This window comes from Streptomyces sp. NPDC060198, from assembly GCF_042728415.1.
GTDB lineage: Bacteria > Actinomycetota > Actinomycetes > Streptomycetales > Streptomycetaceae > Streptomyces.
In genome coordinates this window covers 1-13,173 of record NZ_JBHWZJ010000202.1, presented here as the reverse complement: position 1 = coordinate 13,173, position 13,173 = coordinate 1, and the positions used below count along the sequence as shown (strand labels likewise).

The following is a 13,173-nucleotide window of genomic DNA, read 5'->3' as shown; positions in this document are numbered from 1 at the left end:
GGCGGGGTGCACCCCCCGGCCCCACACCCCCCGTCGGGCTACTTCTCGCTCAGCACCGCGCGGAGCCGGTCGAGCCCCCAGTCGAGGTCCTCCCGCTCGATCACCAGCGGGGGCGCGATCCGGATGGTGGAGCCGTGGGTGTCCTTCACCAGGACCCCTCGCTCCATCAGCCGCTCCGAGATCTCCCGCCCGGTGCCCAGCGCCGGGGCGACGTCCACCCCCGCCCACAGCCCCCGGCCGCGTACCGCCTCCACCGCGCCGCCGCCCACCAGCCGGCCCAGCTCGCGGTGGAGATGGGCGCCCAGCTCCGCCGCCCGCCCCTGGTACTCGCCGGTGCGGAGCATCGCGATCACCTCCAGCGCCACCGCGCACGCCAGCGGGTTGCCGCCGAACGTCGAGCCGTGCTCGCCCGGCCGGAACACCCCCAGCACCGCCGCCGAGGACACCACCGCCGACACCGGCACGACCCCGCCGCCGAGCGCCTTGCCCAGGACGTACATGTCCGGCACCACGCCCTCGTGCTCGCAGGCGAAGGTCCGCCCGGTGCGGCCCAGGCCCGACTGGATCTCGTCCGCGACGAAGAGGACGTTCCGCTCCCGGGTCAGCTCGCGGACCCCGGCGAGATAGCCCTCCGGCGGCACCAGCACCCCGGCCTCGCCCTGGATCGGCTCCAGCAGCACCGCCACCGTGTTGTCCGTCATCGCGTCGCGCATCGCGGTGAGATCGCCGTACGGCACGATCTCGAACCCGGGGGTGTAGGGCCCGTAGTCCGCGCGCGCCTCCGGGTCCGTGGAGAAGCTGACGATCGTGGTGGTGCGGCCGTGGAAGTTGTCCGCCGCCACGATGATCTTGGCCATGCCGTCCGGGACGCCCTTGACGGTGTACCCCCACTTGCGCACGGTCTTCACGGCGGTCTCCACCGCCTCCGCACCGGTGTTCATCGGCAGCACCATCTCCATGCCGCACAACTCGGCGAGCTCCGTGCAGAACGCGGCGAACCGGTCGTGGTGGAAGGCCCGCGAGGTGAGCGTCACCCGGTCCAGCTGCGCCTTCGCCACGTCGATCAGCCTGCGGTTGCGGTGGCCGAAGTTGAGCGCCGAGTACCCGGCCAGCAGGTCGAGATAGCGGCGCCCCTCCACGTCGGTCATCCAGGCCCCTTCCGCCGTCGCGACGACGACGGGCAGCGGGTGGTAGTTGTGCGCGCTGTGGGCCTCGGTGGAGGCGAGGGTGTTCTCCGTGGTCGACACGGGGTCTCCGTTCGTCGTGCGGCGCGTGCGGACGCGGTGCGGGCCGGGCGGGTGACGCCCGGGGATCGAAGGCGGCGGGCAGGTCGTGCCCACTTTGTATCGTTCCGTCGCCGTGCCGCCCGGGAAACCCGCCGCCCCACCGGCGTGCCCGTCCCGCCACGCACGCCGGGCCGGTCCCGGCAACGTGTTTCTCCTCTCACCGTCCGCTCCGGCGGCCCCGCGCACCGCTGAACTGGGCCGCCCCGGCGCCCGCCGCCGATTCCCGAGTACCGGCTGCCCGGGATCGGTTGCGCACCTGAGACAATGGGCACATGGCCTCTGACCGACCTCGCGTGCTCTCCGGAATCCAGCCCACCGCAGGCTCGTTCCACCTCGGCAACTACCTGGGCGCGGTGCGCCAGTGGGTGGCGTTGCAGGAGTCCCACGACGCCTTCTACATGGTGGTGGACCTGCACGCGATCACCGTGCCGCAGGACCCGAAGGAGCTGCGGGCCAACACCCGCCTCGCCGCGGCCCAGCTGCTGGCCGCCGGCCTCGACCCCGAGCGGTGCACGCTCTTCGTGCAGAGCCACGTCCCCGAGCACGCGCAGCTCGGCTGGCTGATGAACTGCCTGACCGGGTTCGGCGAGGCCTCCCGGATGACCCAGTTCAAGGACAAGGCCGCCAAGCAGGGTGCCGACCGGGCGACCGTCGGCCTCTTCACGTACCCGGTCCTCCAGGTCGCGGACATCCTGCTCTACCAGGCCAACCAGGTACCGGTCGGCGAGGACCAGCGCCAGCACATCGAGCTGACCCGCGACCTCGCCGAGCGCTTCAACGGCCGCTTCGGCGACACCTTCACCATCCCGGCGCCGTACATCCTCAAGGAGACGGCGAAGATCTTCGACCTCCAGGATCCGTCGATCAAGATGAGCAAGTCGGCGTCCACGCCGAAGGGCCTCATCAACCTCCTGGACGACCCGAAGACCACGGCCAAGAAGGTGAAGAGCGCCGTCACCGACACCGACACGGTGATCCGGTACGACGCCGAGAACAAGCCGGGCGTCAGCAACCTCCTGACGATCTACTCCACCCTCACCGGCACGACGGTCCAGGCGCTGGAGCAGAAGTACGAGGGTCAGATGTACGGCGCGCTGAAGACGGATCTCGCCGAAGTCATGGTGGAGTTCGTCACGCCGTTCCGTGACCGTACCCAGGAGTACCTGGACGACCCGGAGACGCTGGACTCGCTGCTGGCCAAGGGCGCGGAGAAGGCTCGGACGGTCGCCGCGGAGACGCTGGCGCAGGCGTACGACCGGATGGGCTTCCTGCCCGCCAAGCACTGAGTCGAAGGACCCTGGCGGGAGCACGGCACCGCGCGGCACACTTGCGGCGACGGCCCCGTGCGACCGCCGGTGCCGCGGCGCCCCGGCGCGCGCGGTCATCGGGCATCATCGATCGACGACAGAGGAGAACGACGTGGGGACCGTAACGCTCGGCGTTTCGATCGCGGTCCCGGAGCCCTTCGGCACCCTGCTCCAGCAGCGCCGTGCCGGCTTCGGGGACCCGGCCGCGCACGGCATCCCCACCCACATCACCCTGCTGCCGCCGACCGGGGCCGAGGCGGACGGGGTGCCGGCCGTCGAGGCGCACCTCGCCAAGATCGCCGCCGACTGCCGGCCCTTCCCGATGCGGCTGAGCGGGACCGGGACCTTCCGCCCGCTCTCGCCCGTCGTCTACGTCCGGGTCGTCGAAGGCGCCTCCTCCTGCGCCTGGCTCCAGAAGCGGGTCCGGGACGCCTCCGGACCGCTGACACGTGAGCTCCAGTTCCCCTACCACCCGCACGTCACGGTCGCGCACTCCATCGCGGAGGCGGCCATGGACCGGGCGTACGAGGAGCTCGCGGAGTACGAGGCCGCCTGGACCTGCACCTCCTTCGCGCTCTACGAGCAGGGCCCCGACGGCGTCTGGCGCAAGATCAACGAGTTCCCGTTCGGCACCGGCGGCGGGGTGTCCGCACTGCCCGCGCAGAGCGGGTTCTCGGCCGACGAGCCCTCGCTGCACGGCTGACCTGGGGCCTCCGGCGCCGGGGGGACAGTGGGCCGTTCGAGTGGGAAAATTCTTCCACAGGTAGGAGCAGCGGCCCCATGCCGTCGCTCCGTCGTTCCCCACTGTCGCGGAGGTGGTCCGCGTGGTCCCGCTCTCCAGCCGTGAACGCCAGATACTGGCGCAACTGGAAGCCTCGCTCGCACGCGACTTCCCGGACGATCCCGCCGTCCAGTTCGGGCGCGACGTCGAGGGTGAGCTCAACGCCGGTGGCGAGCGCGACCTCCTGGAGAAGCCACCGCGCGAGGGGCCCGGCACGGCGGGGTCGCGCCGGGACGCCCCCGGTGCGCGACCGGGCCGCGAGCCCCCGGCCGCCGGCCCTCGGAGGTCACCGGCACCCCCCGCCGCCCCCGCGCCGGACGGGCTCACCGGCACCCCGCACCGCCCCGGCCCCCTCGGCCGGCTGATCCGGTCCCGCCGGACGTTCGTCCTGCTGGCCGTGGTCTCCTTCGTCCTGCTGGGCACCGGCATGGTCACCGGGAACCTCTGGGTGGTGGTCGCCTTCGTGGTGACCTGGTCGGCGACCTTCCTCATCGGCGCGGCCAGGATGCTCGCCTGGTCCCGCAGACAGGGGTACTGACCGCCCTCAGCGCGAGGCGGGGAGCCGGCGGAAGAGCGGGCGCGGCACATGCCGCAGCGCCGACATCACCACCCGCAGCCCGCCCGGCACCCACACCGTCTCCGAGCCCCGCCGCAGCCCCGTGACGATCGCGTCGGCGACCTCCTCCGGAGTGGTGTCCAGCGCCGATTCCGGCGCTCCGGCCGTGGGGCCGGTCCGTACGGACCCCGGGCGCACCACCAGCACCTGCACCCCGGTGCCGTACAGCGCGTCACCGAGCCCCTGCGCGAACGCGTCCACGCCCGCCTTGCTGGAGCCGTAGATGAAGTCCTCGCGCCGGGCGCGCTCGGCGGCGACGGACGAGAGCACCACCAGCGAACCGTGGCCCTGCGCCTGGAGCGCGCCCGCGCACACCAGACCGGCGGAGACCGCCCCCACGTAGTTGGTCCGGGCGACCAGCGCGGCGGCGGCCGGGTCCTCCTCGTCGCGGGCTTGGTCGCCCGGGACGCCGAAGGCCAGCAGCACGGCGTCCACGTCCCCCTCCGCGAACACCTTGCCCAGCCCCGACGCGTGCGACTCCGGGTCCAGCGCGTCGAACTCCACCGTGGAGACCTCGGCGCCCAGTTCCCGCAGTTCGTCCGCCGCGGACTCCAGCGCGGTCGACGGCCGGCCGGCGAGCCGGACCGTCCGGGTCCTCAGGGCGATCAGCCGTCGCGCGGTGGCCAGGGCGATCCGTGAGGTGCCACCGAGGACGAGCAGGGACTGCGGGGCGCCGAAGGCGTCCTTCACGGGAACACTCCTGGGGGGACGGGCTCGATGGCGGGACGGGGTGCGGTGCCGGCAGGGCGTGCGGTCCCGGGGCGTGAGGCGCCGGGCGTGCGATGGCGGTACGAGCGGGCGGTGGGGCGTGCGCTGTCGGGCGTGCTTCAGAGCCCGAGCCGGCGCGCGAGGTCGGAGCGGAACGCGCCGGTCGGGTCGGTACGGGCCCGCAGCTCGCGGAACTCCGCCACCCGGGGGTACATCGCGGCCAGCGACTCCGGCCGCAGCCGGGAGTCCCGGGCCAGACTGACCCGTCCCCCGGCGGCGGCCACCTCGTCGTCCAGCCCGTCCAGGAGGCGGCCGATGCCCGGCAGCCCGGCCGGTACGTCCAGGGCGAGGCACCAGCCGGGCGCCGGGAACGACAGCCAGCCGGGGCCGCCCGCGCCGAACCGTTCGAGCACCGCGACCGAGGACGGGCAGGCCCGGGTGGAGAGCCGGCGCACCACCCGGTGCAGCGTCTCCTCCCGGCCGGGGCCGACCGTGAACTGGTAGCGCACGAAACCTCCCCGCCCGGCCGGAGCGGGCGTCCGGGGCAGGGCGTCGGGGCAGCGGAAGAAGGTGTCGAAACTCCGCAGCGCACCGGTGCGGGCACGGGGCGCCGCCCGGTGGCGCATCTCGTTGACCAGTCCCATCGCGGTGCGGCCGAGCAGGCCCGTCGGTGCGAAGGCGGGCACGGCGGGCAGGCGCGGCAGCAGCGCGGGCGCGTCGAGCGGGGCCCGCCGGTCGCGGGCCGGCAGCGCGTCGAGCGGGGCGTGCGCGCCCCGGACCAGCACCGCGCGGCCGGTGGCCCGCCCGCGCGCCATCAGGTCGATCCAGGCGCTCTCGTACGGCGGCCGGGTGGCGTTCCCCGCCATCCGGGCGAGCAGATCGTCGAGGTCCGCCGCCCGCTCGGTGTCCACCGAGATCAGCGAGGTGGCGATCCGGCGGCAGCGCAGGGTGGCGGCGAGGACGATCCCGGTCAGCCCCAGTCCGCCGGCGGTGGCGTCGAAGAGCGGGGTGCCCGGCAGCACCGCGCGGACCGATCCGTCCGCCGTCAGCAGGTCCAGCGCCGTCACGTGCCGGGTGAAGGAGCCGGCCGTGCGGTGGTCGTGGCCGTGCGTGTCGGAGCCGATGGCCCCGCCCACGGTGATCCGGCGGTCGCCGGGCACCACCGGGAGGTACCAGCCGGACGGGCGCAGCGTCTCGGCCAGCCGGTCCAGCCGCGTCCCGGCGTCGCAGACCACGGTGCCGGTGGCCGCGTCGAAGGAGCGGACCCGGTCCAGCGCGCCCATGTCGAGGACGGAGCCGCCGGCGTTCTGGGCCGCGTCCCCCGGTGCGCGCCCGAGCCCCCGGGCGATCGCGCCGCGGGGCCCGCGCCCGCGCACGACGTCGGCCGCCTCCTCGTACGTACGCGGACGAAACCGTACGGCGGTGGTCGGGGCGGTGCGGCCGGAGCCGCTCAAGGACACCGTGTCGACGGACATGCGGATGACCGTATCGCCCGAGAAAACCTCTTTGGGGCATTTGTTACAGGGCTCACCGGAACGGGTGACGCAGCGAGTGTCAGCACTCGCGGGCGTCGCACTTCCGCCGCCGCGCGGAAGTGTGCGTCCCGTCCACAGGTTTTCCAGGCCCCGGAGGGTACGCGTACGTCATGGACTGGCTGAAGAGACTCCCCGTGGTCGGCCCGCCGTTCGCCCGGCTGATGAAGACGCACGCCTGGCGCTCCTACGAGACGCTGGAGCGGGAACACTGGGCACGGCTCGCGGCGGCCATCACCTTCATCAGCTTCCTCGCGCTCTTCCCGCTGATCGCGGTCGGCGCCGCCATCGGAGCCGCGCTCCTGAGCGACGACCAGCTCGACACGATCGAGAAGAAGACCGCCGAGCAGGTGCCCGGCATCTCCGACCAGCTCGGCATCGACAACCTCGTCGCGCACGCCGGGACGGTCGGGGTCGTCGCCGGTGCGCTGCTGCTCTTCACCGGCGTCGGCTGGGTCGGCTCGCTCCGCGACTGCCTGCGCGCGGTCTGGGGCATCGACGACCAGGACGACGGCAACCCGGTCGTCCGCAAGCTCAAGGACGCCGGACTGCTGGTGGGCCTCGGCGGCGCCGCGCTGCTGACCCTCGTCCTGTCCACCGTCGGCTCCACCGCGGTCGGCTGGACCGCCGACCGGATCGGCATCCCCGAGGACGGCGCGGGCGGCCTGCTGCTCCAGGCCGCCGCCATCGCGGTCGCGGTGGTGGCCAACTTCCTGCTGCTGCTCTACCTGCTGACCCTGCTGCCCGGGGTCGAACCGCCGCGCCGCCGGCTGGTGGTGGCCTGCCTGGTGGGCGCGGTCGGCTTCGAACTGCTCAAGCTGCTGCTCGGCAGCTACATGAGCGGGGTCGCGTCCAAGAGCATGTACGGCGCCTTCGGCGTGCCCATCGCCCTGCTCCTGTGGATCAACCTCACCGCCAAGCTGCTGCTGGTCTGCGCCGCCTGGACCGCCACCGGCAGCAAGGAGGAGGCGGAGGCGGAGCGGGAAGCGGAAGCGGCGGGCGACGGCGGCCCGGCCGCTACGGGCGGGGGCGGCGCAACGGCCAGCGCCGGTTGACCAGGAACACTCCGGCCGCGAGCACCACCAGCACCCCGCCGACGAGGGCCAGGGCGATGCCGACGCCACCGGACGAGGTTTCGGCGCGTGCGGCCGTCTTCACCGCGGTCTTCTGCGGATTCGCCCCGGCGGCGGCTTGGGGTCCCTTGCCCGTACCGCTGCCGGCGTCGGTACCGGCCTCCGTGGAGCTGCCGATGTCCGCCGACTTCGGCGGTACCAGTTCGCCGACCGGTGTCACCTTGCCGCTCGCCGCGAAGCCCCAGTCCAGCAGCGAGGCCGCCTCCTTGTAGACCGCGTGGCTCGCGTCGGAGGACGGGTTCATGACGGTGACCAGCAACACCCGGCCGTCGCGCTCGGCGATCCCGGTGAAGGTGTTGCCCGCGTGGCTGGTGTAGCCGTTCTTGACACCCGCGATGCCCTTGTACGGGGCGATGCCGACGTCACCGGTGAGCAGTCTGTTGGTGTTCTGGATCTCGAAGGTGTCGCGCTTGCCGTCGTCCTTCTCCTCGCCCGGGAAGTCGGCCGAGGCGGTCGCCGCGTACTCGCGGAAATCCCTCTTCTGCATCCCGCTGCGGGCGAAGAGCGTGAGGTCGTACGCGCTGGACACCTGGTCCGGGGCGTCGTACCCGTCCGGTGTGACCACGTGGGTGTCGAGGGCCTGGAGCTCGTCGGCGTGCTCCTGCATCGCGGTCACGGTCTTCGCGACGGCTTCCTTCTCGCCGCCGGCCTCGCCGCCGCCGTACATCGACGCGAGGACGTGCACCGCGTCGTTGCCGGAGCGCAGGAAGACACCGAGCCAGAGGTCGTGGACCGTGTAGGTCTGGTCCTCCTTGACGCCGACCAGACTGCTGCCGTCCCCGAGGTCCGCCAGCTCGGCGTCGGTGACCCGGTGGGTCAGCGTCGAGGGCTGGAGCGCCGGAAGCACGGTGTCCGCGAAGAGCATCTTCAGCGTGGAAGCCGGGGGCAGCCGCCAGTGGGAGTTGTGCGCCGCGAGTACGTCCCCGCTCTCGGCGTCCGCCACGATCCAGGAGCGGCCGGTCAGCTCCTCGGGCAGCACGGGGGCGCCCGGCCCCAGGTTCACCTGGGTGCCCTCCTTCGCGAGCTGCGGTCCGCCGATGCTCGACATCGGCAGGGTCGGCCTCGGCTGCTTGTCGTCGCTCTTGTCCTTGTCCGCAGCGAATGCGGGCGCGGGACCCAAGACAAAGGTGGACATCAAGGCGGCGCAGATGGCTGTGAGTACGGTCTTTTTCAGAGCAGGCACGGTCGGAAACGTACAGGGCGTTCGTGTCGATGGGGACCCGGAGCTCCTGACCCGCCGAGGGCGACGCCGGGACAGCCCACCTCCGCCGCCAGGGCCGCCGGGGCCGCCGTTCCTGACGAATCGCCAGGAACGGGACACGCCCCGTTGCGCCGTCCGGCCCAACGGGGGAGCGGGCCGGGCCGGGGTACCCCCGGCGGGGGAGCCGCCGCCGGGCGGCGATACTGGGTCCATGAAGCTCAGCCGTCCCGTCTCCTGGTTCCTGCTCGCGTTCGGCGCGTGGTCGTGGGTGATCTGGGTGACTTTCGCCAAGAATCTATGGAAGGACGGCAGCGGACTCGCCTTCGACGACGCGGGCGATCCGACCGCCTACTTCTGGGTCCACCTGCTCCTCGCCATCACCTCCTTCCTTCTGGGGACGGCTGTGGGAGTCGTCGGGTTCCGCGGAATCAGGGCGCTCCGCACCGAACGCGCGTAACGAGCCACCGCCGATCCCGGCTCACGGCTGTCCCGGTGACCCCGGTGACATCCGGCGAACCGCCTCCCTGCGGGTGAGCGGGGCGACCCGGGAACCGTGGCGGTCCAGCCACTCCAGGACGAGCCGGGGGTCGCGGATCGAGGTCTCGCGCAGCACCCAGCCCAGCGCTTTCCGCAGGAAGAACTCCCGCTCGTCCACGAGGGCGTCCGCGTACCGGACGAGCCTGGCCGTATCGGGCCGGCCGGCCCGGATCGCGGGCAGCAGGGCGAGCAGGGCCGAGCGGCGGAGCCAGAAACAGGGGTCCGCGATCCACCGGTCCAGTACCGCGCCCGCGGCCGGATCGCGCAGGGCGACCGCCCCCGCGCAGTGCACGGCCAACGGGTCCACCAGCGCCCAGGTGTCGCACTCCCGCAGCAGGTCCCCCACCTCCCCCAGCGCGCCCGCTTCCAGCGCGCCCGCGTACCCCACCAGGACCTCCACGGCCGCCCGGCGGTACTCGTACACCGGCACGGTCGCGTCCCGGCCAGGAGTCCCGTCCGGGCCGGACCACAGCTCCCGCGCCAGCGCCCGTACCTCCGCGCCGGGCAGAGGACCCAGCTTCCGGCGGGTCGCGGTGACGGCGGTACGCAGGTCCGGCACCCGGACCCCGAGGTGACGCAGTTCGCTGCGCAAGTACGCGCGCTGCTGTTCGGCCCGTACCGGGTCCGCCGCCGCGCGCAGCGCGCCGCGCAGTTCCTCGGCCGCGCCGCCCGTCGACGGGGTGCAGTCCGTCGCCATGTGTCCTCCTCCTCGTCGGTGATCGCCGCACGATTAGCATGCGGGAGCAAGCCGCGCCGCGTACGGGCACGGCGACATGGGGCGGGGGAGTACCGGTGGTCGTGGTGTTCGCGGTGGTTCTGATCGTGGTGGTGGCGCTGCTCGCCGGTGTGCACCGCTATCTCTGGCGCCGCTTCGTCGGCGACACCACCGCCCCGGGCACCGCGCTCCGGCGCCTGGGCACGGTGGCGGCCTTCGTGCTGCCGCTGCTCAGCGTCGGCGCACTGGTCTCCGGCCAGGCCGGCGCGCCCTTCTGGCTGCAACGGTCGCTCGCCTGGCCCGGGTACCTCTGGCTGGCCTGCCTGCTCTACCTGACGCTCGCGCTGCTCGTCGGCGAGGCGGTCCGTCCGCTGCTCCGCCGGGTGCTCGACCGCCGGCGGCCGGAGCATGCGTCCGGCGGCGCGGGTGGTGGCACCGCACCGGACGCCGAGGACCTCGCCCACGAGAGCACCGACGCCCTCGTGCCGTCCGGTGCCACCGCCCGTACGGCCGCCCCCGAACCGGCCGGCCCCGCGCAGGCCCCTTCGGCGGTGGCCGTCCCCGCCTCCACCGCCCCCGGCCCCTCACGGCGGCTCTTCGTCGCGCGGGCGGTCGGCGGTGCCGCGGCCGTCGCCGGGTTCGGGACGGTCGGGTACGGCACCTACGGCGTGCTGCGCGGCCCCCGCACCAAGCGGATCACCGTGCCGCTGGCCAGACTGCCGCGCTCCGCGCACGGGTTCAGGATCGCGGTCGTCAGCGACATCCACCTCGGCCCGATCCTCGGCCACGCCCACACCCGGCGCGTGGTCGACTCGATCAACGCGACGCGGCCCGACCTGATCGCGGTCGTCGGCGATCTGGTGGACGGCTCGGTCGAGGATCTCGGGTACGCGGCCGAACCCCTGGCCGACCTGGAAGCGCGGCACGGCAGCTTCTTCGTCACCGGCAACCACGAGTACTTCTCCGGCGCCGCCGAGTGGGTCGACCACGTACGCGAACTGGGTCTGCACCCGCTGGAGAACGCCCGGGTGGAGATCGACGGCTTCGACCTGGCCGGGGTCAACGACGTGGCCGGCGAGAGCGAGGGGCAGGGGCCCGACTTCGACCGCGCGCTCGGCGACCGCGACCCGTCGCGGGCCGCGGTCCTCATGGCCCATCAGCCCGTCGTCATCGACGACGCCGTCGCGCACGGGGTGGACCTCCAGCTCTCCGGGCACACCCACGGAGGCCAGCTCTGGCCCGGCAACCTCGTCGCCGAACTCGCCAACCCGACCGTCGCCGGGCTCGAACGGTACGGCGACACCCAGCTCTACGTGTCCCGCGGGGCGGGTGCCTGGGGCCCGCCGGTCCGGGTGGGGGCGCCCTCCGACATCACCGTCGTGGAACTGGCCTCCCGGCAGGCCTGAGCCGCCCCCCCTGGGAGCCGGCCCTCCCGAGTGAGCCCCCGATGGGGCTTTTCGGTGCCTTTCATAGGCATTTCACCGAAGGGGCCCGTTGTGTGAAAGTCGACATGACGATCTGTCAGTAGAGTCGCCGCGCCCCGCCCAACCCTCGCCCGCACCCCGTTTTTCGTCACCCCGCGTGACTGGTGTCCCACTCAATGGACAGGTGTGCCGCGCCTCTTGACGGCTCGGGCTTCAAGTGTCAATCAAAAGCCCATCGGTCACCCATTTGGTCTTCCAGATGCGAAAATCGTGTGATTGAGTGAGCGCGAACATGCGGTGATGTGCGTGTATGCGTGCGTTGACCGCGGCGGGGCTGGTAAGGGAGAGCACGGCAATGCGTTCGATCCGGGTACGGATTCTTGCGATATGCGCGGTACTGATCATCGCAGGGGTCGGGGCCTGGCAGCTTCTCCCCTCCGGTGAGGCGGGTGGCAAGCCGATTACTGTGGGTACTGTCGACGAGGTCACCTCGCTCGACCCGGCAGGTGCGTACGACGCGGGATCCTGGTCCCTCTTCAGCAACCTGTACCAGACTCTGATGACTTTCAAGTCCGGAGCCATCGTGCCCGAGCCGGATGCCGCGGAGAGCTGCCAGTTCATCGGTCAGAAGCTCACGACGTACCGCTGCAAGCTGCGGGACGACCTGACCTTCTCCAACGGTCACAAGATCACGGCGAAGGACGTCAAGTACTCCTTCGACCGGCTGATGAAGATCAACTCCGATGTCGGCCCGGCGATCCTCTTCCCGAGCCTGAAGAACGTGGTGACCGACGGCCGCGACATCACCTTCAACCTGTCCGCCCGTGACGCGACCTTCCCCGCGAAGCTCGCCACCGGCGCCGGCGCGATCGTCGATCCGGCGACGTACCCGAAGGACAAGCTCCGCACGGACAACAAGGTGGACGGCTCCGGACCGTACGTCCTGAAGTCCTACGAGGCCGGCGTCAAGGCTTCGATGACGCCCAACACCAGCTACCGGGGCGCGATCAGACACGTCAACGCGGCGATCGACGTCAAGTACTACGAGACCTCCGACAAGCTGCTCGCCTCCTGGAAGGCCGGCGGCCTCGACGTGACGCACCGCCAGCTGCCGCCGACCGAGATCGCCAAGATCAACCCGGCCGACCCGAACGTGCAGATCACCGAGATGGACAGCGCCGAGATCCGCAACCTGGTCTTCAACGTCCGTGAGGGCGCGACGCTCTCGGACAAGCGCATCCGGCAGGCCATCGCCTGGACGATCGACCGCGGACCGCTGGTCAGCAACGTCTACGACTCCACCGTCGAGCCGCTCTACTCGCTGATCCCGCAGGGCTTCATCGGCCACTCGACGCCGTTCTTCGACACCTACCCGCAGCCCGACGTGGCCAAGGCCAAGGAACTGCTCCAGGAAGCCGGCGCCCAGATCCCCGTGCCGATCACCTTCGCGTTCCGCCCGGACGGCGCGACCACCGCGGAGTCCGCCGAGATCAAGCGTCAGCTGGAGAAGGACGGGCTCTTCAAGGTCACGGTCAAGGAAGTGGAGTGGCAGGCGTTCCAGAAGGGGTACGCGGCCGGTAAGTACGACGCGTACACCGTCGGCTGGCTCCCCGACTTCCCGGACCCCGACACCTTCGGCCAGCCCCTCGTCGGCACCGACAGCAGCCTCCACAACGGCTACTCCAACGCCAAGCTGGACAAGCTCGTCACCGACACCCAGCAGTACGAGGACCGCAGCCGTACCTCGAACGACTTCAAGGAGATCCAGCAGATCGTCGGCGAGGACGTGCCGCTGGTCCCGCTGTGGCAGAAGAAGGACTACGTCATCGCCAAGACCGGGATCTCCGGTTCGCAGTACCTCGCCGACGGCACCGGCCTGTGGCGCCTCTGGGAGCTGAAGCGGATCTGATCCGCCGGTGGTCCGCACGCCACC

Annotated in this window: 12 protein-coding genes; 7 read left to right on the top strand and 5 right to left on the bottom strand. The window is 72.1% G+C overall.

The window, feature by feature from the left end:
• Window positions 1–38 precede the first annotated feature (38 nt).
• Window positions 39–1,247, bottom strand: a complete 1,209-nt coding sequence (gene rocD, locus ACFWEP_RS22605) for an ornithine--oxo-acid transaminase (RefSeq protein ID WP_387372240.1) — start codon at window positions 1,245–1,247, stop codon at window positions 39–41.
• Window positions 1,248–1,558: 311 nt separating this feature from the next.
• Here rocD and trpS point away from each other — a divergent pair, with 311 nt between their 5' ends.
• The 3 genes from trpS to ACFWEP_RS22590 all read left to right on the top strand — a co-directional run bounded on the left by trpS (window position 1,559) and on the right by ACFWEP_RS22590 (window position 3,912).
• A complete protein-coding gene (trpS, locus tag ACFWEP_RS22600) occupies window positions 1,559–2,572 on the top strand; it encodes a tryptophan--tRNA ligase (RefSeq protein WP_387372238.1) in 1,014 nt (337 codons plus the stop codon).
• 133 nt (window positions 2,573–2,705) lie between these two features.
• A complete protein-coding gene (locus ACFWEP_RS22595; RefSeq protein ID WP_387372235.1) occupies window positions 2,706–3,296 on the top strand; it encodes a 2'-5' RNA ligase family protein in 591 nt (196 codons plus the stop codon).
• A 121-nt stretch (window positions 3,297–3,417) separates the two neighbouring features.
• Window positions 3,418–3,912 carry a hypothetical protein gene (locus tag ACFWEP_RS22590; protein ID WP_387372232.1) on the top strand — a complete coding sequence of 165 codons (495 nt, stop codon included), beginning with the start codon at window positions 3,418–3,420 and terminating at the stop codon, window positions 3,910–3,912.
• A gap of 6 nt (window positions 3,913–3,918) precedes the next feature.
• Here the strand turns inward: ACFWEP_RS22590 and ACFWEP_RS22585 are convergent, their stop codons facing one another.
• Both ACFWEP_RS22585 and ACFWEP_RS22580 read right to left on the bottom strand, forming a co-directional pair.
• Window positions 3,919–4,680, bottom strand: coding sequence for a decaprenylphospho-beta-D-erythro-pentofuranosid-2-ulose 2-reductase (locus ACFWEP_RS22585; RefSeq protein ID WP_387372230.1), 762 nt, complete (start codon window positions 4,678–4,680; stop codon window positions 3,919–3,921).
• A gap of 137 nt (window positions 4,681–4,817) precedes the next feature.
• Window positions 4,818–6,173 (bottom strand): FAD-binding protein, encoded by a 1,356-nt coding sequence (locus ACFWEP_RS22580; protein ID WP_387372227.1) that lies wholly within the window; start codon window positions 6,171–6,173, stop codon window positions 4,818–4,820.
• Window positions 6,174–6,343: 170 nt separating this feature from the next.
• Between ACFWEP_RS22580 and ACFWEP_RS22575 the strand changes: the two genes are divergently transcribed.
• The gene (locus ACFWEP_RS22575; protein ID WP_387372225.1) at window positions 6,344–7,285 is read left to right on the top strand and encodes a YihY/virulence factor BrkB family protein; all 942 of its coding nucleotides are present in this window, start codon (window positions 6,344–6,346) and stop codon (window positions 7,283–7,285) included.
• Here the strand turns inward: ACFWEP_RS22575 and ACFWEP_RS22570 are convergent.
• Entirely contained in the window at window positions 7,248–8,546 is a 1,299-nt protein-coding gene (locus tag ACFWEP_RS22570; RefSeq protein WP_387372223.1) for a D-alanyl-D-alanine carboxypeptidase family protein, read from the bottom strand. The genes ACFWEP_RS22575 and ACFWEP_RS22570 overlap by 38 nt on opposite strands.
• A gap of 229 nt (window positions 8,547–8,775) precedes the next feature.
• On the opposite strand from ACFWEP_RS22570, the gene ACFWEP_RS22565 reads away from it, so the two are divergent.
• Complete coding sequence (locus ACFWEP_RS22565) at window positions 8,776–9,021, top strand: SCO4848 family membrane protein (protein ID WP_387372221.1); 246 nt, start codon at window positions 8,776–8,778, stop codon at window positions 9,019–9,021.
• Window positions 9,022–9,042: 21 nt separating this feature from the next.
• Here the strand turns inward: ACFWEP_RS22565 and ACFWEP_RS22560 are convergent, their stop codons facing one another.
• On the bottom strand, window positions 9,043–9,798 hold the full coding sequence (locus ACFWEP_RS22560; protein ID WP_387372219.1) for a DNA alkylation repair protein: 756 nt from the start codon (window positions 9,796–9,798) through the stop codon (window positions 9,043–9,045).
• 95 nt (window positions 9,799–9,893) lie between these two features.
• Between ACFWEP_RS22560 and ACFWEP_RS22555 the strand changes: the two genes are divergently transcribed.
• Entirely contained in the window at window positions 9,894–11,222 is a 1,329-nt protein-coding gene (locus ACFWEP_RS22555) for a metallophosphoesterase (protein ID WP_387372241.1), read from the top strand.
• 373 nt (window positions 11,223–11,595) lie between these two features.
• The gene (locus ACFWEP_RS22550) at window positions 11,596–13,149 is read left to right on the top strand and encodes an ABC transporter substrate-binding protein (protein ID WP_387372217.1); all 1,554 of its coding nucleotides are present in this window, start codon (window positions 11,596–11,598) and stop codon (window positions 13,147–13,149) included.
• The last annotated feature ends 24 nt before the right edge of the window (window positions 13,150–13,173 follow it).

Excerpts from the sequence above, each read along its gene's own strand:
- trpS (WP_387372238.1), top strand. The coding sequence starts at position 1,559 with ATGGCCTCTGACCGACCTCGCGTGCTCTCCGGAATCCAGCCCACCGCA.
- ACFWEP_RS22580 (WP_387372227.1), bottom strand. The coding sequence starts at position 6,173 with ATGTCCGTCGACACGGTGTCCTTGAGCGGCTCCGGCCGCACCGCCCCG.
- ACFWEP_RS22575 (WP_387372225.1), top strand. The coding sequence starts at position 6,344 with ATGGACTGGCTGAAGAGACTCCCCGTGGTCGGCCCGCCGTTCGCCCGG.
- ACFWEP_RS22565 (WP_387372221.1), top strand. The coding sequence starts at position 8,776 with ATGAAGCTCAGCCGTCCCGTCTCCTGGTTCCTGCTCGCGTTCGGCGCG.
- ACFWEP_RS22560 (WP_387372219.1), bottom strand. The coding sequence starts at position 9,798 with ATGGCGACGGACTGCACCCCGTCGACGGGCGGCGCGGCCGAGGAACTG.
- ACFWEP_RS22550 (WP_387372217.1), top strand. The coding sequence starts at position 11,596 with ATGCGTTCGATCCGGGTACGGATTCTTGCGATATGCGCGGTACTGATC.